22 protein-coding genes and 1 tRNA gene are annotated in these 20,938 nt (G+C 70.5%); 19 read left to right on the forward strand and 4 right to left on the reverse strand.

What is annotated here, in order from left to right:
* The first annotated feature begins 16 nt into the window (after nucleotides 1-16).
* Nucleotides 17-1,426 (forward strand): nuclear transport factor 2 family protein, encoded by a 1,410-nt coding sequence (locus ACFQWG_RS00245; RefSeq protein ID WP_380971081.1) that lies wholly within the window; start codon nucleotides 17-19, stop codon nucleotides 1,424-1,426.
* A gap of 68 nt (nucleotides 1,427-1,494) precedes the next feature.
* Here the strand turns inward: ACFQWG_RS00245 and ACFQWG_RS00250 are convergent, their stop codons facing one another.
* Nucleotides 1,495-2,709, reverse strand: coding sequence for a pyridoxal phosphate-dependent aminotransferase (locus ACFQWG_RS00250; RefSeq protein WP_380971083.1), 1,215 nt, complete (start codon nucleotides 2,707-2,709; stop codon nucleotides 1,495-1,497).
* Nucleotides 2,710-2,879: 170 nt separating this feature from the next.
* On the opposite strand from ACFQWG_RS00250, the gene ACFQWG_RS00255 reads away from it, so the two are divergent.
* The 5 genes from ACFQWG_RS00255 to rplA all read left to right on the forward strand — a co-directional run bounded on the left by ACFQWG_RS00255 (nucleotide 2,880) and on the right by rplA (nucleotide 5,671).
* Nucleotides 2,880-2,955: transfer RNA gene (locus tag ACFQWG_RS00255), tRNA-Trp, on the forward strand.
* A gap of 38 nt (nucleotides 2,956-2,993) precedes the next feature.
* Nucleotides 2,994-3,344 carry a preprotein translocase subunit SecE gene (gene secE, locus ACFQWG_RS00260; protein WP_380971084.1) on the forward strand — a complete coding sequence of 117 codons (351 nt, stop codon included), beginning with the start codon at nucleotides 2,994-2,996 and terminating at the stop codon, nucleotides 3,342-3,344.
* A gap of 97 nt (nucleotides 3,345-3,441) precedes the next feature.
* Entirely contained in the window at nucleotides 3,442-4,311 is an 870-nt protein-coding gene (gene nusG / locus ACFQWG_RS00265) for a transcription termination/antitermination protein NusG (RefSeq protein ID WP_380971086.1), read from the forward strand.
* Nucleotides 4,312-4,452: 141 nt separating this feature from the next.
* On the forward strand, nucleotides 4,453-4,884 hold the full coding sequence (rplK, locus tag ACFQWG_RS00270) for a 50S ribosomal protein L11 (RefSeq protein WP_291499305.1): 432 nt from the start codon (nucleotides 4,453-4,455) through the stop codon (nucleotides 4,882-4,884).
* 70 nt (nucleotides 4,885-4,954) lie between these two features.
* Nucleotides 4,955-5,671, forward strand: coding sequence for a 50S ribosomal protein L1 (rplA, locus tag ACFQWG_RS00275; RefSeq protein WP_291499304.1), 717 nt, complete (start codon nucleotides 4,955-4,957; stop codon nucleotides 5,669-5,671).
* A 121-nt stretch (nucleotides 5,672-5,792) separates the two neighbouring features.
* On the opposite strand, the gene ACFQWG_RS00280 is transcribed toward rplA, so the two are convergent.
* From ACFQWG_RS00280 to ACFQWG_RS00290, 3 genes are read right to left on the reverse strand one after another with little or no spacing between them, the layout of a single operon-like run.
* Entirely contained in the window at nucleotides 5,793-6,242 is a 450-nt protein-coding gene (locus tag ACFQWG_RS00280; protein WP_380971089.1) for a septum formation family protein, read from the reverse strand.
* A gap of 51 nt (nucleotides 6,243-6,293) precedes the next feature.
* Entirely contained in the window at nucleotides 6,294-7,352 is a 1,059-nt protein-coding gene (locus tag ACFQWG_RS00285; protein WP_380971091.1) for an inorganic phosphate transporter, read from the reverse strand.
* Nucleotides 7,353-7,356: 4 nt separating this feature from the next.
* Nucleotides 7,357-7,986 carry a DUF47 domain-containing protein gene (locus ACFQWG_RS00290; RefSeq protein WP_291499298.1) on the reverse strand — a complete coding sequence of 210 codons (630 nt, stop codon included), beginning with the start codon at nucleotides 7,984-7,986 and terminating at the stop codon, nucleotides 7,357-7,359.
* A 208-nt stretch (nucleotides 7,987-8,194) separates the two neighbouring features.
* Between ACFQWG_RS00290 and ACFQWG_RS00295 the strand changes: the two genes are divergently transcribed.
* The 13 genes from ACFQWG_RS00295 to purQ all read left to right on the forward strand — a co-directional run bounded on the left by ACFQWG_RS00295 (nucleotide 8,195) and on the right by purQ (nucleotide 20,813).
* Nucleotides 8,195-10,054: a phosphoenolpyruvate carboxykinase (GTP) gene (locus ACFQWG_RS00295; protein WP_380971093.1), complete on the forward strand. Its 1,860-nt coding sequence runs from the start codon at nucleotides 8,195-8,197 to the stop codon at nucleotides 10,052-10,054.
* Nucleotides 10,055-10,178: 124 nt separating this feature from the next.
* Entirely contained in the window at nucleotides 10,179-10,892 is a 714-nt protein-coding gene (locus ACFQWG_RS00300) for a hypothetical protein (protein WP_380971095.1), read from the forward strand.
* 38 nt (nucleotides 10,893-10,930) lie between these two features.
* Nucleotides 10,931-11,920, forward strand: coding sequence for an AAA family ATPase (locus ACFQWG_RS00305; protein WP_380971097.1), 990 nt, complete (start codon nucleotides 10,931-10,933; stop codon nucleotides 11,918-11,920).
* Between the two features lie 17 nt (nucleotides 11,921-11,937).
* Complete coding sequence (locus tag ACFQWG_RS00310; protein ID WP_380971099.1) at nucleotides 11,938-12,819, forward strand: DUF58 domain-containing protein; 882 nt, start codon at nucleotides 11,938-11,940, stop codon at nucleotides 12,817-12,819.
* Complete coding sequence (locus tag ACFQWG_RS00315; protein ID WP_380971101.1) at nucleotides 12,809-13,330, forward strand: hypothetical protein; 522 nt, start codon at nucleotides 12,809-12,811, stop codon at nucleotides 13,328-13,330. Before ACFQWG_RS00310 ends, ACFQWG_RS00315 begins: the two co-directional genes overlap by 11 nt.
* Complete coding sequence (locus ACFQWG_RS00320) at nucleotides 13,327-14,346, forward strand: hypothetical protein (RefSeq protein ID WP_380971103.1); 1,020 nt, start codon at nucleotides 13,327-13,329, stop codon at nucleotides 14,344-14,346. Before ACFQWG_RS00315 ends, ACFQWG_RS00320 begins: the two co-directional genes overlap by 4 nt.
* Before the next feature lie 9 nt (nucleotides 14,347-14,355).
* Entirely contained in the window at nucleotides 14,356-15,057 is a 702-nt protein-coding gene (locus tag ACFQWG_RS00325; protein WP_380971105.1) for a TetR/AcrR family transcriptional regulator, read from the forward strand.
* Nucleotides 15,054-16,094 carry a VWA domain-containing protein gene (locus ACFQWG_RS00330; RefSeq protein ID WP_380971107.1) on the forward strand — a complete coding sequence of 347 codons (1,041 nt, stop codon included), beginning with the start codon at nucleotides 15,054-15,056 and terminating at the stop codon, nucleotides 16,092-16,094. The genes ACFQWG_RS00325 and ACFQWG_RS00330 overlap by 4 nt, the downstream gene beginning before the upstream one ends.
* Nucleotides 16,084-17,175 (forward strand): hypothetical protein, encoded by a 1,092-nt coding sequence (locus tag ACFQWG_RS00335; protein ID WP_380971109.1) that lies wholly within the window; start codon nucleotides 16,084-16,086, stop codon nucleotides 17,173-17,175. Before ACFQWG_RS00330 ends, ACFQWG_RS00335 begins: the two co-directional genes overlap by 11 nt.
* 233 nt (nucleotides 17,176-17,408) lie before the next feature.
* Nucleotides 17,409-18,740: a phosphoribosylamine--glycine ligase gene (purD, locus tag ACFQWG_RS00340; protein ID WP_380971111.1), complete on the forward strand. Its 1,332-nt coding sequence runs from the start codon at nucleotides 17,409-17,411 to the stop codon at nucleotides 18,738-18,740.
* Nucleotides 18,741-18,776: 36 nt separating this feature from the next.
* Nucleotides 18,777-19,748 carry a phosphoribosylaminoimidazolesuccinocarboxamide synthase gene (locus ACFQWG_RS00345; RefSeq protein WP_380971113.1) on the forward strand — a complete coding sequence of 324 codons (972 nt, stop codon included), beginning with the start codon at nucleotides 18,777-18,779 and terminating at the stop codon, nucleotides 19,746-19,748.
* 76 nt (nucleotides 19,749-19,824) lie between these two features.
* Complete coding sequence (locus ACFQWG_RS00350) at nucleotides 19,825-20,106, forward strand: phosphoribosylformylglycinamidine synthase subunit PurS (protein ID WP_380971115.1); 282 nt, start codon at nucleotides 19,825-19,827, stop codon at nucleotides 20,104-20,106.
* Nucleotides 20,103-20,813: a phosphoribosylformylglycinamidine synthase subunit PurQ gene (gene purQ, locus ACFQWG_RS00355; RefSeq protein WP_291499272.1), complete on the forward strand. Its 711-nt coding sequence runs from the start codon at nucleotides 20,103-20,105 to the stop codon at nucleotides 20,811-20,813. Before ACFQWG_RS00350 ends, purQ begins: the two co-directional genes overlap by 4 nt.
* Nucleotides 20,814-20,938: the final 125 nt, after the last annotated feature.

Genomic DNA, 20,938 nt, shown 5'->3' on the forward strand with positions numbered 1-20,938 from the left:
CACGAGCGCGGTTCGGATGCTCTCTGATGAAGAGAGGGAGATCCGACGCGGTGCGGGAGTGGCATCCGAGGTCGCTCGCACGCTTGCGCTCCTCAAGCTCGGGTTCGACACCCGGTGCCGCGGCAGCGTTGACGACCTCGTCGTTCCTGACGCCGTATTCGATGAATCCGCTATGCCCGGGGATGTCCTCAATCGTGAGGAGTATTTCGAGATTGCCAGAACCCGCGCAAGGGGACGGCTCCTCGCCCAGCACTCGCTCTCTGACACATGGGTGGCAGGTCATACCGCCGACGGCGTTCGGGCCCTCACACAGTTCTCGGGACGGTTCGTCGCGGAGGAATCGGAGGATCCGGCACTGGACGGCGAACTTGTCCAGACCGGTTCGGAAGGTCTCTACGTCGACGATCTCCGTTGGGAGAATGGGCTCTGGAGGCTTGTGCGGCGGAGGGTCTTCCTCCAGATCAGGGAGCCGGTCTTCCGTAGCTTTGACATCAGTGAACTCACTCGTCTGCGTCGCGGGAGAGTCATGGTCGACGGAGTGTCCGACGAGGCCGGGCCGGGACCCTGGTCGGAGTCAGCCGACATGAGGGGATCCGGAGGCGCCTGCGACGAGATCGTCGAGTGCCTCTACGAGATCGACCATTGCCTCTCACTTTTCTGGTGGGACAGGCTCGCCGAGATGTGCGGCACTGAACTCGCCCGATCAGTAAACGAGAGATTCCGAGAACTCGGTGTCGTCTCCTGTCAGGCGTCGTCGTCCCCGCTCGACCTCCAGGTGGACGCCGGAAACGCGCGTGCGAGGTCGGCCTATGAGTTGCGGCTCGTCTGTGAGCCCGTCGGAGAGAGGCCGCTCGATGTCCTCGTCGGCGGGGTCAGGGAGGATCGCTTCGCCCGCCAGGAGGACGCCTGCTGGAGGCTCGTCGAGCGAGCGGAGAACGAGTCCATCCGCCTGACAGCCCCGACGGCCTCCTCCGAGGAGGACCGAACAGCGATGCGCGTGACGCGGACCAGGGTCCGGGAACTGGTCGAGGGCGTCCACCGCTCTGGCGTCGAAGACCGGATGATGGCGATGCCGGGGGGCGACGCGCATCATGGGATCGACCGGCAGGCACTGATCGGGGTGATCAGAGCGGAGTTGGGCTCCTTCCTCCCATCCACCGCGCCGATGGGGATCGCGAACTGCCTCATATGGCCCGGCTCATCGCAGCCGCCACGCTGTTCCCAACAGACCGCGTCGACGTCGCCTCCGCGCATCTATGTCCAATTCTGGGCTTTGACGGGAGAAGGGCCCGCCGGAGAGGTGAGATCTCTGAGGCGGATCACAGGATGCGCCTCAGTAGCCTTGCGGTTGGTGGGGGCGGCGTGGACCCCTGTGGCGTGCCGAGTCGGTCTCGCCTCGCTGTCAAGACGCGGAGCGGCTGACTGATCGGGTGGGAGAGCAATCAGCCGTGGCGACGGGTGCCCGCGTCCAGCGCTGACCGAGGGGCCGTCGCCCTACTTCGCCTCGGCGATCAGCTCCTGGATGCGCCCGACGCCCTCGGCCAGATCCTCGTCGGCCAGCGCGTAGGACAGGCGCAGGTAGCCCGAGGGGCCGAAGGCCTCGCCGGGCACGACGGCCACCTCGACCTCCGTGAGGATCAGGTCGGCCAGCTCCGCAGAGGTGGAGGGTGTGACACCGCGGATCGTGCGGCCCAGCACGCCCTCGACCCGGGGATAGGCGTAGAACGCCCCCTTCGGCGTCGGCACCTCGAACCCGTCGATCTCCGAGAGCATCGACACGATCGTGCGGCGCCGCCGGTCGAAGGCCTCGCGCATGGCCTCGACGGCGTCCAACGGGCCAGACACGGCGGCGATCGCGGCGCGCTGCGCCATGTTGTTCACGTTGGAGGTGAGGTGGGACTGGAAGGAGGTCGCCGCCCGGATCACATCCTTCGGCCCGATCATCCATCCCACGCGCCAACCCGTCATCGCGTAGGTCTTCGCGACGCCGTTGAGGACGACGGTCTGATCGGCCAGCTCCGGGACGAGTGCCACCAGGTGGGCGGGCAGCGCCCCGTCGTAGAGTAGGTGCTCGTAGATCTCGTCGGTGACAACCCAGATCCCGTGCTCAAGCGCCCACCGGCCGATCAGCGCCGTCTCCTCGGGGGTGTAGACCGCGCCCGTGGGATTCGACGGAGAGCAATGGAGCAGCACCTTGGTCCTCGGGGTGCGGGCCGCCTCGAGCTGGTCGACGGTGACCTTGTACTCCTGGTCGGCGCCGGCGAACACGGGAACCGTCGCACCTCCAGCCAGGGCGATGGCCTCGGGATAGGTCGTCCAGTAGGGAGTGGGCAGCAGCACCTCGTCGCCGGGATCCAGCAGCGCGGCGAAGGCCTGGAAGACGGCCTGCTTGCCGCCGTTGGTCACCAGGACCGAGGCAGGGTCGACCTCGTAGCCGGAGTCGCGCGCCGTCTTCGCGGCGATGGCCGCGCGCAGCGCCGGAAGGCCGGCCGCCGGCGTGTAATGGTGCATCGCCGGATCCTTCGCCGCCGCGATCGCGGCCTCGACGATGTAGCCGGGGGTCGGGAAGTCCGGCTCGCCGGCGCCGAAGCCGATGACGGGGCGGCCCTGGGCCTTCAGTGCCTTCGCCTTGGCGTCCACGGCCAGGGTCGCGGACGGGGTGATGGCGGCGAGACGGGCGGAGACGCGGGAGCGTGGAGTCGTGGTCACGCCGACATGCTTCCACGTGCACAGACTGGAGAGGCGAGTCCGCCCGCTATCCGGGCAGCGCGGGGCCCATCCGGACCGGATCCTGGACAGCGCGGGCCTCGCCCGCGGGTTGGACAGTGGGGGCCGGTTTCCCTAGACTCATGCGGGCGGGTCGCATGTCGGCCCGCAGTAGGGCAGTGGCGCAATTGGTAGCGCAACGGTCTCCAAAACCGTAGGTTGTGGGTTCGAGTCCCGCCTGCCCTGCCAGGTTCCATCGGCAACGATCCCGATTCTGGAGGGGTGACATGAGCGACAGCCGCGCACTGGGCGGGCACGACGCCGACCCGGAGCTCCCCTCGCTGCCGGAGGGCGGCGAGGCGAAGGCTGCTCGCGCGGATCGGACGAAGAGCTCCTCCACGCGCTCGCGCGGCCAGGCGCAGGACGAGGGCGCGGGCGGGCGGCGCCCCGGCGTGTTCGCGCGGATCCGGATCTTCATCTCCCAGGTCGTCTCCGAGATGAAAAAGGTCCGCTACCCCTCGAGGAACGAGACGTGGACCTATTTCACGGTCGTCATCGTTTTTGTGGCGGTCATCATGGCGTACACGGGGCTTCTCGACCTTCTGTTCGGTAAACTGAACGCAGTGATATTCGGCTGACCCGTCGACCCGCCTCACAGCTGCTGGCTGGAGGCGGGTTTCTTCTACGGATCGGCCCTGGCGCCGACCGGGGGGTCGGCAACCCTGGAGGAGACCCGTGAGCAACGAATTCTGGACCGACGACTTCGATGGCCTCGACCGCGCGGGCGCCGAGCCCCTGGACGCCTCCCTCACGGAGGAGCAGGTCGACGCCGAGGCGCTGAACACCGCCGACGACCCGGCCGCCGCCGCGCCCGCCCCGGCCGCGGAGCCCGAGAAGACGGCCTCGCCCGAGGGCGACGCCGGGCGGACCGCTGAGCAGGCCGCCGACGAGGGCGCGGCCGATGGCGCCCAGGACGCGCAGGCGCCGGAGGAGGGGGAGCCCGATCCCATCGAGAAGCTGCGCCAGGACCTGCGCCTGCTCCCGGGAGACTGGTACGTCATCCACACCTACTCCGGCCATGAGCGCAAGGTGAAGGCCAATCTGGAGCAGCGCATCGAGAGCCAGAACGCGGAGGACTACATCTTCCGCGTCGAGGTCCCCGACGAGTACGTCATGGAGTACCGCGGCACCGCCAAGAAGCGCGTGCGCCGGGTGCGCATCCCCGGTTACGTCATCGTCTGCATGGAGTTCAACGACCAGTCCTACAGGGTCGTCAAGGAGACCCCGGCCGTCACGGGCTTCGTCGGCGACCAGCACAACCCCGTGCCCCTGTCCGAGGACGAGGTCGTCATGCTGCTCACCCCGAACGTCATGGAGGAGGCCTCCCAGCAGCAGAAGACGGGACCGGCGCCCGTCCAGGAGGTCAAGGTCGACTTCAACGTCGGCGAGGTCGTCATGGTCACCGACGGCCCGTTCGAGACCATGAACGCGACGATCTCGGAGATCATGCCCGAGCAGAAGAAGCTCAAGGTCCTGGTCACGATCTTCGAGCGCGAGACCCCGCTCGAACTCGGTTTCGACCAGGTCGAGCGCATCGAGGGCTGAGCGCGTCCGCGGCCGATCCCGCCCCCGCTCCGCGTGATGTTCGCGACTGGGCTTGGGACGGGGGCCGCGCCGCGATATCATCGGTGTTCGTGCGCCTTCGGGCGTACTGCATCACCCATCTCTGACGAAAGACCCGAACACATGGCACCGAAGAAGAAGGTCACCGGCCTGATCAAGCTTCAGATCCCGGCCGGCGCCGCGAACCCCGCCCCGCCCGTCGGGCCTGCGCTGGGCCAGCACGGCGTGAACATCATGGAGTTCACGAAGGCGTACAACGCGGCGACCGAGTCCCAGCGCGGCTCGATCATCCCCGTCGAGATCACCGTCTACGAGGACCGCTCGTTCACATTCGTCCTCAAGACGCCTCCCGCCGCGGAGATGATCAAGAAGGCCGCGGGCGTGCCCAAGGGCTCCTCGACGCCGAACACGGTCAAGGTCGCCACCATCACGCGCGACCAGGTCCGCGAGATCGCCCAGTCCAAGATGGTCGACCTCAACGCCAACGACCTCGACGCCGCCGAGAAGATCATCGCGGGCACCGCCCGTTCGATGGGCATCACGGTCCAGGCCTGAACCACCACACACGAATCCGTGGCAGGGCGGGGCGCCGCCCGTTGACCACGACTGCAAGGAGAACAGCAGAATGACGAAGCGCTCGAAGAGCTACCGGGCAGCCGCCGAGAAGATCCACGAGGGCGAGCTGTACGCGCCCCTGGAGGCGATGCGCCTGGCCAAGGAGACCACGGTCACCAAGTTCGACTCGACCGTGGAGGTCGTGTTCCGGCTCGGAGTCGACCCCCGCAAGGCGGATCAGATGATCCGCGGCACCGTCACGCTGCCGCACGGCACCGGCAAGACCTCCCGGGTCTTGGTCTTCGCCGTTGGCGAGCGCGCGCAGCAGGCGATCGATGCGGGAGCCGACGAGGTCGGAGACGACGACCTCATCGCGAAGGTCCAGGGCGGGTACACCGACTTCGACGTGGCGGTCGCCACGCCCGACATGATGGGCAAGGTCGGCCGCCTCGGCCGGGTGCTGGGCCCCCGCGGCCTCATGCCGAACCCGAAGACCGGCACGGTGACGATGGATGTCGCCAAGGCGGTCAAGGAGATCAAGGGAGGGCGCATCGAGTTCCGCATCGACAAGCACTCGAACCTCGCCTTCGTCATCGGCAAGGCCTCGTTCTCGGCCGAGCAGCTCTCCGAGAACTACGCGGCCGTCCTGGAGGAGATCCTCCGCCTGCGCCCGGCCACCGCCAAGGGCCGCTACATCTCCAAGGGCACGGTGTCCACGACCATGGGCCCCGGCATCCCGCTGGATGTCACGAAGACGAAGAACCTCGCCTCCGAGGACGCCGCCTGATCAGATCCCTCCGGCCGGGCGCCGTCTCGGCGTGAGACATGCGGGGCGGGTCCTCCCCTGAGGGAGGGCCCGCCCCTTCGCCGTGCGCGCCGGCCCCGCCCGCGGGGCCGGCGGCAGGCGGTCAGAGCCTGGAGTCCTTGACGCTCGACGTCAGGGAGGAGCCGTCGGAGGTGAGGGCGACGCACACGATCTCCCGGTCGTCCGCCTTGTCCCAGGAGTCCTGGGTCGGCACCAGCCAGGTCAGTCCGAGCGTGGAGTCCTCGTAGGCCGTGCCGACATAGTCCTGGAAGGCCGCCAGGCAGTCGTCCTGGGCCTGGGCGTCCAGGGCGTCGGACTGCGGCATCTCGTCGCCGTCGACGGTGGTGACGCCGATGATCTCGGCGTCGTGCTCCTCGGTGCAGGCCTTCGTGGTGACGTCGGAGATCTCGGTGTCCCCCTCATCGGGGTAGAGGAAGCAGTCCCCCTCCTTGAGGGCCAGCGCGCTGGTCGAGGAGCATCCGCCCATGAGAACGCCCGCTGCCAGGACGCCCGCGGCGGCGAGCGCGACGAGGGCGGAGGAGGACAGGTGCATGGGGAACCTCGATTCCGGTCGTGGGACAGGCAGGAACCGGTGTCCCGCGCCTCACATGACTATAGCGTGCACCACGAGGTACATGACGGCCGCCACGGCGCCCGCCGCAGGGAGCGTGAGGAACCATGCGCCGACGATGTTGCCGGCCACTCCCCACCGCACGGCCGAGAATCGCCGCGTCGACCCCACGCCGAGGATCGCCGAGGTGATCGTGTGCGTCGTCGAGATCGGCGCGTGCAGGACGTAGGCGGACAGATAGAGGATCGTCGCCGAGACGGTCTCCGCCACGAATCCGCGCGCGGGGTCCAAGTCGATGATGCGCCGGCCGAGGGTGCGCATGATGCGCCAGCCGCCGGAATAGGTGCCCAGCGAGATGGCTCCGGCCGCGCAGAGCTTGACCCACAGGGGAATCGTCATGTCACCCGTGGCGGGGTCGAAGATGTTGTGGTGCTCGCCGTACCCGCCCGCGACCAGCGCCATGACGATGACGCCCATCGTCTTCTGGGCGTCCTGCAGGCCGTGCCCCAGGGCCATCGCGGCCGCCGAGACGGTCTGGGCGAGGCGGAACCGGCGCATCGTGCGGTGGTAGGGCGCATTCGCGAGGAGGCGCATGACGATCTTCATGACGACATAGCCGAGGACGAAGCCGATGACCGGCGAGGCGAACATCGGGATGATGACGTGGGTGAGGATGCCACCCCACTTCACCGTCGCGGAAGCCATGAGGCCCGCCCCGACGAGCCCGCCGATGAGCGCGTGCGAGGACGAGGACGGCAGGCCGAACCACCAGGTCACGAGGTTCCAGGCCGCGGCGCCCAGCAGGGCCCCGAGGACGATGATCAGCCCCTCCCGCTGCATCGTGACATCACTCGACGTCGAGTAGACGGAGATGTCGATGATCCCCTCGCCGATCGTCTTGGCGACCTCGGTGCCCAGGAGGGCGCCGATGACGTTCATCGCCGCGGCCATCAGCAGCGCGACCCGGGGCGTCAGCGCGCGGGTCGAGACGGAGGTCGCGATCGCGTTGGCGGCGTCGTGGAACCCGTTCGTGAAATCGAAGGCGAGCGCGATGCCGATGACCAGCAGCACGAGGACCAGGTTGAGGTCCACGGTCTCAGGACTCCTTGACGGCGATGGACTCGATGCCGTTCGCGAAGTCCTCGAACGCGTCGGCGCAGGACTCGAGCACCTCGATGACGTCCTTGAGCTTGATGATCATCACGGGGTCCAACCCCGAGTCGAACAGGGTCGTCAGGGTGCGGCGGTAGGCCTGGTCGCCCTCGTTCTCCAGGCGGTTGATCTCCACCCAGTACTCGCGCAGGTCCAGCGGCGACTTCAGGCCCGGCATCGCCTTCGCCGTCTGGTCGGCGCATCGCGTGAGGACGTCGACCTGGTGGGCGATGAGCTCGCTGACGTCGTCCGGGATCTCGTTGAGGCCGTAGAGGACGATGAGGTCGCCGGCCTCGTCCATCAGGTCCATGCAATCGTCCAGGCGGGCGGCCAGAAAGCCCAGGTCCTCACGGTCGAAAGGGGTGACGAAGGACAGGTTGAGCCGGCGGACCACCTGGTGGTTGACCTCGTCGCCGGCGTGCTCGACCTCGTGGAGCTGGTCGCGCAGGGCGACGCGCTCCTCGGGGGAGGCCCCGAGCATGGTGGCCAGCAGCCCGACGCCGGTGACGAGCTGATCCGCCTGGGCGGAGAGAAGATCGAAGAAGGTGGGCCCTTCGGGAGAACGCAATCCCACGGTGAAACTCCCAACGTCACGTGGCGAAACGGTGTCACACTCACGACACAGACTAGAGCACCGAGTGACGTGCTCATGCCGTTGTGTCCCCGGACACACACCCGTCGGGACCATCCTCCCTCGCGGGAGCATCCGCAGTCTGGGATGATGTGACTTGTACGACGAGGGTGCAAGGCACCCGGGAAGACTGACTGCCTCAGGAGGCAAAATGTCCGTGACCGAAAAGGACGTGCGCGCGGCCGCGCCGTCGAATGCTCCCGAAGACGTCATCGCATGGGTGGCGAAGATCGCCGAGCTCGCCACCCCGGACGCCATCGAGTTCTGCGACGGGTCCCAGGAGGAATGGGGCCGCCTCACGCAGCTCATGGTCGACAACGGGATGTTCACGCGGCTCAACCCCGAGAAGCGCCCGAACTCGTTCCTCGCCCGCTCCCTGCCCTCCGACGTCGCCCGCGTGGAGTCCCGCACCTTCATCTGCTGCGAGAAGGAGGAGGACGCCGGCCCGACGAACCACTGGGCCGATCCCAAGGAGATGAAGGCGATCCTCAAGGAGAAGTTCACCGCCACGATGAAGGGCCGCACGCTGTACGTCGTGCCGTTCTCCATGGGGCCTCTGGGCGGACCGATCTCCCAGCTGGGCATCGAGCTCACGGACTCGCCCTACGTCGTGTGCAACATGCGGATCATGACCCGCATGGGCGCCAAGGCGATGGACCTCATCAACGAGGGGCGCCTGTGGGTCCCGGCCGTCCACTCCGTCGGCCAGCCCCTGGAGCCGGGTGAGAAGGACACGGCGTGGCCGTGCAACGACGAGAAGTACATCACCCACTTCCCCGAGACCAACGAGATCTGGTCCTACGGCTCCGGTTACGGCGGCAACGCCCTGCTGGGCAAGAAGTGCTACGCGCTGCGCATCGCCTCGACGATGGCCCGGCGCGACGGCTGGATGGCCGAGCACATGCTGATCCTGCGCCTGACCCGCCAGTCCGACAACAAGCAGTTCCACGTGACCGCGGCCTTCCCCTCCGCCTGCGGCAAGACGAACCTCGCGATGCTCCAGCCCACCATCCCCGGCTACAAGGTCGAGACGGTCGGCGACGACATCGCGTGGATGCGCCCCGGCCCCGACGGCCGTCTGTACGCGATCAACCCCGAGGCCGGCTTCTTCGGCGTCGCCCCGGGCACGTCCTACAAGACGAACCCGATGGCCATGGACACCATGCGGACCAACACGATCTTCACCAACGTCGCCCTGACCGATGACGGCGATGTGTGGTGGGAGGGCATCGACGGGGACGTCCCCGAGCACCTCATCGACTGGCACGGCAAGGACTGGACGCCCGAGTCCGGCCAGCCGGCCGCCCACGCGAACAGCCGCTTCACGACGCCGGCCTCGCAGTGCCCGATCATCTGCCCCGACTGGGAGGCCCCGCAGGGCGTGCCGGTCGACGCGATCCTCTTCGGCGGACGCCGCGCCACGAACGTGCCCCTGGTCGCCGAGCAGTACTCGGCCGCCCACGGCGTGTTCATCGGCGCCTCGGTGGCCTCCGAGGTCACGGCCGCTGCGACCGACGTCAAGGCCGGCTCGCTGCGCCACGACCCCTTCGCCATGCTGCCCTTCTGCGGCTACAACATGGCCGACTACTGGGGCCACTGGCTGGAGATGCAGGCCAAGCTGGGGACCGCGTTCCCGAAGATCTACCAGGTGAACTGGTTCCGCAAGGACGAGAACGGCAAGTTCCTGTGGCCGGGCTACGGAGACAACTCCCGCGTGCTCGACTGGATCGTCCGCCGCTCCGCCGGCGAGGTCGAGGCGATCAACGGGGTGACCGGGCGCTACCCGCACTTCGAGGACTTCAACCTCGACGGCGTCGACGTGGGCAAGGCCGAGTGGGACAAGATGTACACCATCGACCCCGACGCCTGGGCCGCCGAGGCCGACTCCACCGAGGAGTACTTCTCGCAGTTCGGCGATCGCCTCCCGCAGGCGATCAAGGACCAGCTGACGGCCCTGCGCGCGCGCATCGCCGCGGCCAAGGCCGGCGAGCCGATCCCCGCTGAGGGCTGAGCCCCGCCCGGTTTCGGCAGGCACGCGTCGACGGGCCCGCATCCCGGTTCATCCGGGACGCGGGCCCGTCCCGCGTTCCGGGCCGCCATGTGGGTCCCGACGGGGGAGCGGGGATACTGGAGGCATGCGCCGCACCCGTGTCCTGTCCGCGTCCCTGCTCGCCCTGGGGTCCGGACTCGCGCTGTCGGCCTGTGACCTCGAGGCGACGGTCGGGGTGTCCGCGGAGGGCGTGGCGGACGTGACGCTGGAGGTCGGCATCGACCGGGACCTCATCGACGACCCGGACCTGTCCTGCCAGCAGGTGATGGACGGCGTGCTGGAGGGCTACCTGCCCGTCGACGACCCGACGGCGAGCATCACCGCGGTCGACGACGCCGACGCCCTGCGATGCCGGCTCACCGAGCAGGTGTCCCTGCCGGCGGCCGGCTGGGACGGCCAGTCCGGCAATCCGCTGTGGAGCGCGGACGCCTCGACCGGGTCCTACCGATTCCTCCTGCCCCTCTCCCAGGGCACGGGCTCGGGATCGCTCTCCCCGTCCGACCTCGGCACCCTGGGCCTTGACGCGGACGTCGCCCTCACCGTCACGATGCCGGCGCCGGTCACCTCCGCCTCGGAGGGCACGATCCAGGGCGACACGGTGACGGTGACGGGCGTGAAGTCGATGGTCACCGACCTGGACATCCGCACAGGTGAGGCCCAGGACTCCACGGGCACCCCGACCTGGCTCCTCGTCACCTTCGCCGCTGCCGCCGCCCTGCTCCTCGGAGCCGTCGCCCTCGTGGCGCATTCGGCCCGCTCCCGCCGGCGCCGCCCTCGTCGCCCGGAACCACCCGTCTAGACTGACCGGGAACCCGCCCGGCACGGAGGAGGAACCCTGTGGACGCATACCTCAGCGACGCGGAGCTGGCGACGGCGAAGACCAGGCTGTCCGCGATCGAGGCGATGTTCTCCCAGCGGGTGGTCGGCCAGACCGATCTGCGCCGTTCCCTGATGGCGGGCCTGCTGTCCAGGGGCCACGTCCTCATCGAATCCGTCCCCGGCTTGGCGAAGACCACCGCCGCGCAGACACTGGCCTTGGCCGTGTCGGGAACCTTCCACCGCATCCAGTGCACGCCCGACCTCATGCCCAACGACATCATCGGCACACAGGTCTACAACCAGGCGACCGGAGAGATGACCACGCAACTGGGCCCGGTCCACGCCAACATCGTGCTGCTCGACGAGATCAACCGGTCCTCGGCCAAGACCCAGTCCGCGATGCTCGAGGCGATGCAGGAGGCCCAGACGACGATCGGGGGCGTCGTGCACCCCCTGCCCAAGCCGTTCATGGTGATGGCCACCCAGAACCCCATCGAGGAGGAGGGCACCTACGTCCTGCCCGAGGCGCAGATGGACCGGTTTCTCATGAAACAGGTCATCACCTACCCGGAGCCCCGAGAGGAGCTGGAGGTCCTCGAACGCATCGACGACGGGCGACTCGGCGCGGACCTGGAGGGCGACCCCATCTCGTTGGAGGACCTTCAGGAGCTCCAGGAGATGGCGCGGAGGGTGTTCATCCACCGCACGATCAAGACCTACATCGTCGACCTCGTCAACACGACCCGGGGCGCCGGCCCCAACCCCCTGCCCGGTTTCGGCACGCATGTGAGGGTCGGGGCGTCGCCGCGCGGGGGGATCGCCCTCATGCAGGTCGCCCAGGCGCTCGCCCTCATGGCAGGCCGCAACTACGCGATCCCCGAGGACGTCAAGGCGATGCGGCACGCGATCCTGCGCCACCGGCTCATCCGCACCTACGACGCCATCGCGGACGACGTGTCCGTCGACGGCCTGATCGACGCCGTGTTCAACGCGGTGCCGGTGCCGTGAGCGGAGACGCCTGACCCATGCGCGCCCACGGCCTGGAGGCGGTCGCCAGCCGGATCGAGCTGCCGGTCCTGCGTCGGCTGCTGTCCCTCATGGAGGGGCAGCACGCCGGTCTGCGGGCGGGCCGCGGCCTGGAGTTCCTCGACATGGCCGAGTACAAGGTCGGCGACGACGTCAAGGACATCGACTGGCTGGCGTCCGCGCGCGTGGGGCGCACGGTGGTCAAGCGGTTCGAGGCCACGGCCAACGTCCAGATGATCCTGGTCGTCGACACCGGCCGGTCCATGGGGGCGCTCGCGCCGTCAGGGGAGACCAAGGAGGACATCGCGCTGGTCGCCTGCGAGACCATCGCGTGGCTGTCCACGCTGCGCGGGGACCAGATCGGCCTCGTCGCCGGGGACGCCGAACGCATGCGCCAGATGCCCGCCCGGTCGGGCAACGCCCACGCGGAGACGATCCTGCGCCGCGTCGCCGCCGACATCGACCTGGCCTCGCCGCCCTCGGACACGCGCCGGCTGCTCCAGCGCGCGCTCGCGGCGACGCGGCGACGCTCCCTGGTGGTCATCGTCACCGATGAGACGCAGCCGGCCCCGGACAACGAGGACGTCCTCAAGCGGCTGCGCACCCGTCACGAGGTCATCGTGATGTCCGTGGCGGACGCCGACCCGACCTCGTTCCCGCGGGGCACGCCCGTCATCGACGTCAACGCGGGGCCGTTGCCCGACTTCGTCCTGGGGGACCGCGAGTTGGCGGCGCAGGCCCACGAGGCGGCCGCGCTGCGGAAGACCCAGGTCGCGGCCATGCTGTGGCGGCGGGGGATCACCCAGGTCTCATTGGACTCCGGGGCCGCCGTCGCCCGCTCCTTCGTGACCGCCCTGGAGAGGGGGAGCCATGTCCGGTAGCACGGGGTTGGGGGACTCCCTGCGCGACCCCGTCGCCTATCCCAACTGGATGTGGGTGGCGGGCACCGTCCTGGCCGTCGTGGCCGTGGCGTGGGTCGGCGTGTGCCTGTGGCGGTGGTGGCGCTCGGAGGAGACCGACGTCCCCGAGCTCCTCACGATCTCCGAGGCCGAACGGCGCCGGTACCTGGGCCTCCTCGACGAGATCCAGGGGCGCGCCTGCGGCGGCGAGCTGGACGGACGCGGGGTTCACCTGGCCGTGGCCGGTCTGATGCGGGCGCTCGGGACGGCGCGCTCGGGGCGCGATCTGGAGGTCGCCACCGTCGAGGAGGTCGAGGCGCTCGTGCCCTCCTGGCCCGAGCTCGTCGATGTCCTGCGCGAATGCGAGAAGCCGAGCTTCGCTGGGAGCGCCCCGGGTGCGCCGGCGGCCGCGGACGGGACGGCGGGCGCTCCGGACGGTTCCGGGCCGATCGCGCGGACGCTGGAGCTGGCCCGCAGGGCGGTGTCGGCATGAGGTTCCCCTGGCTCGGGTGGGCGTGCCTGGCCGCGGTGGCGATCGTCGCGGCGGCCGGATGGATGGCGCTGAGAGAGGCCGGCAGGCGCTCGGGCGCCCGTGGGTGGGTGGCGAACTCGGGATATGTGCGCGAGCTGCCCAAGTACCGCACGCTCATGCGCCGCACCAGGTGGGCGGTGGCCGCCACGGCCGCCTGCCTGGCGGTCCTCACGGCGGCGGTGTCCGTGTCAGCGGGGGCCCCGGTCGACCGCCGGGTGGAGGACCGGCGCCTCTCCAGCCGCGACATCGTGCTGTGCCTGGACTCCTCCGGGTCGATGATCCCCTACGACGCGGAGATCGCCGGGGCCTTCCGTCAGATGGTCGACCACTTCTCCGGGGAGCGGATCGCGCTGCACCTGTGGAGCGCCCGCACGATGGTGATGTTCCCGCTCACCGACGACTACGACATGGCCGGCGACACGCTGGACGAGGTCGGGCGGCTCATGGGCGAGGGGTACCAGGGGCAGGACGACTCCGGGGTGTACGTCACCAATGAGCTCTACGAGTTCCTCGAGGCCACGGACGATCCGAACATGGAGGTGTCCTCCCTGGCCGGCGACGGGCTGGCCGGCTGCGTGCTCGGTTTCGACCACACGGACCAGCAGCGCTCCCGGATGGTCATCCTCGCCACCGACAACGAGGTGCTCGGCGCGCAGATCTACACCCTCAGCCAAGCCGTCGACCTCGCACGCGACCACGACGTCCTCGTGACCGCCCTGTATCCGGGCGACACCGCACATCTGAGCGCGGAGGGCGAGGAACTGCGCGACCAAGTGCGTCTGACCGGCGGCGACTTCTACGACGCCCACGACCCGTTGTCGGTGGACGGGATCATCGCCGACATCGAGGCGCAGCAGGTGGCGGAGGTCCAGGGCTCCGCCACGACGGTGGAGGCGGACCGGCCCGAGCGCGCCCTCGCCTGGGTCGCCCTGTCCCTGCTGGTCCTGCTGGGCCTCGCGGCGTGGGCGCGGCTCTAAGATCGCACCATGGCAGCCTCATCTCGACGAACCCGGCGCAGCGGGCGCCCTCGCGGCCCTGGGCGGCCCCCAGCGGGCGGGGAGGACAAGCGCGAGCGTGTCCTCGTCGAGGCGATGAGCCTGTTCGCCGCGCACGGGTACGCGGGAACGTCGCTCGGGGCGATCGCTGAGGCCGCGGACATCTCGAAGGCCGGGCTGCTCCATCACTTCTCGTCGAAGGACCGGCTGTTCGCCGCTGTCCTGGAACGCCGCGACCGGCTGGCCATGGAAGGCGTCCTCAACGGGTCCGACGGCGACATCTGGCAGATCGTCGACCGCTGGCTGGCGCTCATCGAGGACAACGCGCGGCACCCCGAGGGGGTCGCGCTCTACGTGGCGCTCTCCGATGCGGCCGTCGATCCGGCGCACCCGGCTCACGCGTGGCTCCTCAGGCACCTCGATAACGCCGTCGAATGGCTGCGCGGGGCCGTCGAGCGCGGGAAGCAGCGGGGCACGGTCCGGCCGGAGGCGCCCTCGGAGCTGATCGCCCGGACGCTGGTGGCGGTGTCGGACGGGACGCAGATCCAGTGGAGCGCCTCGCGAGCGGGCGGGGACGGGGGGCGGGACCTCACCGCCGAGACGCGCCTGGTCTGCGGGCTCATCGAGGAGCAGTGGCGGGCACCCGGCTCTGCCCCCGCCGACCCGCGCGGGCGGGAGGACGCCGCCCGATGATCCTCCGTCCCGTCATCGAGCCCGTGTGGTGGATCGCCCTGTTCGCCGTGTGCGGGGCGGCGCTGGTGGTCCTGGGGGCGCGCCGCTCGGGGCCCCGGGCCAGGTGGGCGACGCTGAGGCGCTCCCTCATGGTCGCGGTCACCGCCGTCATGCTCGCCGGCCCCTCGGTGCCGGGCGAGGCCGTGCCCGTCACCTCGGACACGGAGGTCTGGCTGGTCCTGGACCGCACGGGCTCGATGGCGGCGGAGGACTGGGGAACGGAGGACAGCCCCCGCCTCGACGGCGTGCGGGAGGACGCGGAGACCATCCTGGCCTCGATGGCCGGGGCACGTTTCAGCGTCCTGACGTGGGACTCCGACCTGCGCACCGTGGTCCCTCTCACGACCGACGAGTCGGCCGTCCAGTCCTATCTGGACACCTTCCACCAGGAGGCCTCCGAGTTCTCCCAGGGGTCCTCTCCGGACCGCCCGGTGGGGGCGCTGCTCGAACGCCTCCAGGCCGCCGAGCAGTCGAACCCGCAGAACGTCCGCAACGTCTTCGTCCTCACAGACGGGGAGACCTCGAACACGGAGCAGTCCTTCGACCCCTCGACTTGGGACATCCTGGCCGGCCACATCGACGGCGGGATGGTCATCGGGTACGGCACCGAGGAGGGCGGCCGGATGCGGGTCTACCGCGTGGGCGACGGCGACGCGGCCGGCCAGTCCGGCGGAACCGGCGGCGCGCCCGAGTACATCCGCGACTACTCCCAGCCCGGCGCGCCGGAGGCGATCTCGCGCATCGACGAGTCGGCGCTGCGCGGAATCGCCGGAGCACTGGGGGTCGGCTACGTCCACTCTCCCGACACGGCGGCGATCGCCTCGAAGTCCTCCGCCATGATGGACGGCGCGCAGGTCGTGGCCGAGTCCCGCAAGGAGCTGTCGACCTACCGCTACGCGGTCTGGCCGTTCGCGATCGCGCTGGCCGCCCTGGTCGCTTGGGAGGCGTGGTCGATGGCGGGCCGCGTCCGGGCGCTGAGGAGGTCCCATGCCATCTGAGACGGGCAACGCCGGTCCCGGTCCCGGACCAGCGGGCCGGGGGAAGGCGGGGGACGACGCCGATCTGCTGCCCTTCGGGGCGCCCGCTTCGGTGCCCGGCGCCCAGGGGGAGTCGTCGGCCTCGTCGTCCGGGAGCCGGGAGGGGGGACGAGGGCGGATCGTCCGGCCGAGGCGGCGTTCGCGCGCGGCCCTGCGTCCCCTGTGGTGGTCGCTGCCGGTCATCGTGCTCATGCTGGCGGCCGCCGTGTTCCTCATCGGGCTCCATCTATGGTCCTACCAGTCGGGCCGCGCCTATCAGGACGATCGTTTCAGCGCGGCGCGCGAGGGGTATCAGGGCCAGATGGCGGCGACTGCGCACGGCCCGGAACGGTGGGTAGCCGACTACAACCTGGGGACGACGCTGCTCGCCCAGGGATGGCTGGACACCGGTGTGGACTACCTTCAGCGCGCGATGGAGCGCGTCCCGCGTGCCACGGAGGTCGCGGAGGGATATCTCGAGGCCTACTCCTACGAATGCCGGGTGCGCACGAACCTGGCTCTGGGCCTTGAGGCGCAGGGCGACGTCCAGACGACGGCGCGGGAGTGGTCGCAGGCCGTTGAACTCTATGAGCGGTCCTCCGATCTGCTGGGCCCGTGCCAGGCCGAGGGCTCCGGGCAGCAGAGCGGCGGATCCGGCGGCCAGTCCGGCCAGTCGGGCGAGGGCCAGCAGTCCGGCCAGTCCGGCCAGTCGGGCGACGCGCAGACGGACCCCGGCGAGCAGGCGGGCTCGGCGAAGGACCGGGTCGACGGGAAGGCCCAGGACGCCCGCGACCGTGCGGAGGGCCGCGAGCCGTCCCCGTCGCCCTCGGACGGGTCCGGCGGCTCGGGCAGCGGGCCGGATGAGGCGGACGCCCCGGGGTCCCCGGGATCGTCCTCGCCCGAGCCGTCTCCCGGCGCCTCGACGCCGGACCCCTTCGCGGGGGAGACCGAGGCGGAGCGCGAGCGGCGCGAGCAGCTCGAGGACAGGCTCCGCGGATCTGACTCCGACCAGGAGGACGACTACGACCAGAACCGTCCGGGGCTCTCCAACGGCGGGTGGTGACCTCCGGGCTCCCAGATCATGGCCAGGTGGCGTTCTCCGCGAGAACCGCGCCGGGACCCGGGGCCGGCCATGACTCGGGCGCCTTCACGGCGTGTGCGCCATGACCCGGGAGCGATGGAGGCGCGCCGAGCGTCGGCCATCCGCGCGCCGCTGAGGGCCGTCGTCGGCCGTCCCCGCGCCCAGGATCCGGGCGCGGGTCAGGACCATCCCCCGGATGCCGGTAAGGTGGGCCCGTGAAGGTCCTCCTGGTGGGAACAGGCGGGCGCGAGCACGCGCTGGCCCGGGCCCTCATCCGCACATCCGATCCGGCGATCCCCACCGACTTGGTGGTCCAGGCCGGGAACCCCGGTATGGACGGCCTCGGCGAGGCCGTGCCCTTCGACGCGGCGGATCCCGCGGCGGTCGCCGCGGTGAGCCGGAGGCAAGCGGTCGACCTCGTCGTGGTGGGGCCGGAGGCCCCGCTGGTCGCAGGTGTCGCCGATGTCGTGCGCGCCGCCGGCATCCCCTGTTTCGGGCCGTCGCGCGCCGCCGCCCAGCTGGAGGCCTCCAAGAGCTTCGCCAAGGACGTCATGGCCCACGCCGGAGTGCCGACCGCCCGGTCGCGCACCTGCCGCGACCTCGCAGAGGTCGACTCGGCACTGGCCGAGTTCGGTGCTCCGCACGTGGTGAAGGACGACGCTCTTGCAGCAGGCAAGGGCGTCGTCGTCACCTCGGACGCGGATGCCGCGCGAGCCCACGCCGCGAAATGCCTGGCGCGTCCCGATGGCGCCGTGGTCATCGAGGATTACCTGGACGGTCCCGAGGTCTCCCTGTTCTGCCTGTGCGACGGGACTCGGGCCGTCCCCCTGGTGCCGGCCCAGGACTTCAAGCGGCTCGCGGACGGCAACGCAGGCCCCAACACCGGAGGCATGGGCGCCTACTCGCCTCTGCCCTGGCTGCCCGCCCGCCTCACGGACGAGGTTCTCCGCACCGTCGCCGAGCCGACCCTTGAGGAGATGCGCCGCCGGGGCACGCCCTTCCAGGGTCTGCTCTACTGCGGACTGGCGCTCACCAGCCGCGGCCTGCGCGTCGTCGAGTTCAACGTCCGTTTCGGGGACCCGGAGACCCAGGTGGTGCTCGAACGGCTCGAGTCCCCTCTCGCCGACCTGCTGTTGGCCGCGGCCACGGGCGCGCTGGCCGTCGCCGAGGCGCCCCGGTGGTCCGAGGACGCCGCCGTCGCCGTCGTCATGGCCGCGCCGGGCTACCCGGACGCGCCGCGCACGGGCAGACGGATCAGGGGACTCGCCGAGGCGCGGGCGCTGCCTGGCGTCCACGTCCTCCAGGCCGGCACCGCGCGCGCCGGAGACGATCTGGTCACGGCGGGCGGGCGCGTCCTCGACGTCGTGGGGCGGGGGCGGACCCTCCCCGAGGCCCGAGCCGCCGCTTACAGCGGCGTCGACCGCCTCCGTTTCGACGGCGGCGACCAGCACCGCACCGACATCGCCACCTGGGACCCCGACCTCATGGAGGGCCTGGCCGGGGCCACGGGCGCCCACTCCACGACCCCGGCGCATCCGCTGCCCTGACCGGGCGCGACCCCGGAGAGGAAAGGACCGATCGACATGACCGACATGAACGGATCGCCCGCACCAGACCTCCCGGGATGGGTGCACCTGTCCTCGGGCAAGGTCCGCGACATCTACGCGCCCGTCGAGGACACCGCGCCCGATTCCGCGCCGGCCGCCTCGCCCGGCGCCCGCGGGGCGGCACGCCCCCGACACCTCCTCATGGTGACCTCGGACCGGATCAGCGCCTACGACCATATCCTCCCCTCGCTGATCCCGGACAAGGGCAAGGTGCTCAACCAGCTCGCCCTGTGGTGGATGGGCCGTCTGGAGGACATCGTCCCCAACCACGTCGTCTCCACGGACGCGGGCGGCGAGCCGCCGGTGCCCGAGGAGGTCGTCGGCCGGGCCGTCGTGTGCCGGGCGCTGGCCATGGCGCCCATCGAGTGCGTCGTGCGCGGTTATCTCACGGGGTCCGGCCTGGCCGACTACCGGGCGACGGGGGCGGTGTGCGGCGTCGCTCTGCCCCCGGGCCTGGTCGAGGCCTCGCGCCTGCCGGAACCGATCTTCACCCCGGCCGCGAAGGCGCAACTGGGATCCCACGACGAGAACATCTCCTTCGCGCGCGTCGTCGAGCTCGTGGGGGAGGACCTGGCCTCCCGCCTGCGCGAGATCTCGCTGGCCCTGTACCGGCGCGCCGCCGAGATCGCAGCCGCTCGCGGCGTCCTCATCGCCGACACGAAGTTCGAGTTCGGCGTCGACCGCACGACGGGTCAGGTGGTGCTGGCCGACGAGATCCTCACCCCCGACTCCTCGCGGTTCTGGCCGGCGGATCATTGGGCTCCCGGGGAGGTCACGCCGAGCTTCGACAAGCAGTATGTCCGGGACTGGCTGACCTCGCCGGCCTCGGGCTGGGACCGGGGCGGCGACGCGGAGCCGCCCGCGCTCCCCTCCGAGATCGTCGCCGCGACGCGCGAGCGCTATCTGGAGGCCTTCCACCGGATCACCGGCGAGGAGCCCCGGCTCTGAGCCTCTCCCGCGGCACGCGATCCGCGCCGCCCACCCGCCCACTCACCCATCCACAATCCGACCCGAGGAGAACGCCGTGGGGCGAATCATCGTCGAAGTGATGCCGAAACCGGAGATCCTGGATCCCCAGGGCAAGGCCGTGGGCTCGGCCCTGCCGCGTCTGGGCATCGCCAGCTTCACCGCCGTGCGCCAGGGGAAGTGCTTCCACCTCGACGTCGACGGCCCCGTGACCGGGGAGCTGCTGGGCCAGGCGCGCCGGGCCGCCGAGGAGGTCCTGTCCAACCCCATCATCGAGGACGTCGTCCGCGTGGAGGAGATCGACGAGGACGGCGCCGCGTCCACGGGCGGTGCCCTGTGACGCGCGTCGGCGTCGTCACCTTCCCCGGAACCCTGGACGACCGCGACGCCGCCCGCGCGGTGCGGCTGGCCGGCGGGGAGCCGGTGCGGCTGTGGCACAAGGATCCCGACCTGCACGGCGTCCGCGCCGTGGTGCTTCCCGGCGGGTTCTCCTACGGCGACTACCTGCGCTGCGGGGCGATCGCCGCCGTGGCCCCGGTCATGCGCGCGGTCGTCGAGGAGGCGCGCCGGGGGCTGCCCGTGCTCGGGATCTGCAACGGATTCCAGGTCCTGTGCGAGGCCCACCTGCTCGAGGGCGCGCTGGTCCGCAACAGCGGCCAGCGTTTCGTGTGCCGCGACCAGGCTCTGCTGGTGGAGAACGCGGACACCGCCTGGACCCGCGACCTGGAGGCCGGGACGACGCTGACGATCCCCCTCAAGCACGGCGAGGGCTCCTTCCAGGCCCTGCCGGAGGACCTGGCGCGCCTGGAGGACGAGGGGCGCGTCGTCTTCCGGTACACGGAGGGGAACCCGAACGGCTCCGCCCACGACATCGCGGGGATCACGAACCGGTCCGGGACCGTCGTCGGGCTCATGCCCCACCCGGAGCACGCCGTCGAGGCCGGATTCGGGCCCCGGTCGGAGTCCGTGGGAGAGGGCGTCGCCGCCCACGGCGGCACGGACGGTCTGGCGCTGTTCGCCTCCGTGCTGCGCGCGCTGGTCGGCTGAGGCCATGGGAATGCGTCGCCCCCGCAGCGAGATCGTCGACCGCCTGGCCGTCTTCCGGACCGGCCGGCGTCTGACCGGATCCGTGTCCACCGCTTCGTCCACAAGGCCGTCCACACGTGTGGAGC

Source organism: Schaalia naturae (assembly GCF_042665795.1).
GTDB classification, from domain to species: domain Bacteria; phylum Actinomycetota; class Actinomycetes; order Actinomycetales; family Actinomycetaceae; genus Pauljensenia; species Pauljensenia naturae.

What these genes read in the sequence shown, in the direction of transcription:
- ACFQWG_RS00245 (WP_380971081.1), top strand. Translation starts at nt 17, where the DNA reads ATGCTCTCTGATGAAGAGAGGGAGATCCGACGCGGTGCGGGAGTGGCA.
- secE (WP_380971084.1), top strand. Translation starts at nt 2,994, where the DNA reads ATGAGCGACAGCCGCGCACTGGGCGGGCACGACGCCGACCCGGAGCTC.
- rplK (WP_291499305.1), top strand. Translation starts at nt 4,453, where the DNA reads ATGGCACCGAAGAAGAAGGTCACCGGCCTGATCAAGCTTCAGATCCCG.
- rplA (WP_291499304.1), top strand. Translation starts at nt 4,955, where the DNA reads ATGACGAAGCGCTCGAAGAGCTACCGGGCAGCCGCCGAGAAGATCCAC.
- ACFQWG_RS00280 (WP_380971089.1), bottom strand. Translation starts at nt 6,242, where the DNA reads ATGCACCTGTCCTCCTCCGCCCTCGTCGCGCTCGCCGCCGCGGGCGTC.
- ACFQWG_RS00295 (WP_380971093.1), top strand. Translation starts at nt 8,195, where the DNA reads ATGTCCGTGACCGAAAAGGACGTGCGCGCGGCCGCGCCGTCGAATGCT.
- ACFQWG_RS00300 (WP_380971095.1), top strand. Translation starts at nt 10,179, where the DNA reads ATGCGCCGCACCCGTGTCCTGTCCGCGTCCCTGCTCGCCCTGGGGTCC.
- ACFQWG_RS00310 (WP_380971099.1), top strand. Translation starts at nt 11,938, where the DNA reads ATGCGCGCCCACGGCCTGGAGGCGGTCGCCAGCCGGATCGAGCTGCCG.
- ACFQWG_RS00315 (WP_380971101.1), top strand. Translation starts at nt 12,809, where the DNA reads ATGTCCGGTAGCACGGGGTTGGGGGACTCCCTGCGCGACCCCGTCGCC.
- ACFQWG_RS00320 (WP_380971103.1), top strand. Translation starts at nt 13,327, where the DNA reads ATGAGGTTCCCCTGGCTCGGGTGGGCGTGCCTGGCCGCGGTGGCGATC.
- ACFQWG_RS00325 (WP_380971105.1), top strand. Translation starts at nt 14,356, where the DNA reads ATGGCAGCCTCATCTCGACGAACCCGGCGCAGCGGGCGCCCTCGCGGC.
- ACFQWG_RS00330 (WP_380971107.1), top strand. Translation starts at nt 15,054, where the DNA reads ATGATCCTCCGTCCCGTCATCGAGCCCGTGTGGTGGATCGCCCTGTTC.
- ACFQWG_RS00335 (WP_380971109.1), top strand. Translation starts at nt 16,084, where the DNA reads ATGCCATCTGAGACGGGCAACGCCGGTCCCGGTCCCGGACCAGCGGGC.
- ACFQWG_RS00345 (WP_380971113.1), top strand. Translation starts at nt 18,777, where the DNA reads ATGACCGACATGAACGGATCGCCCGCACCAGACCTCCCGGGATGGGTG.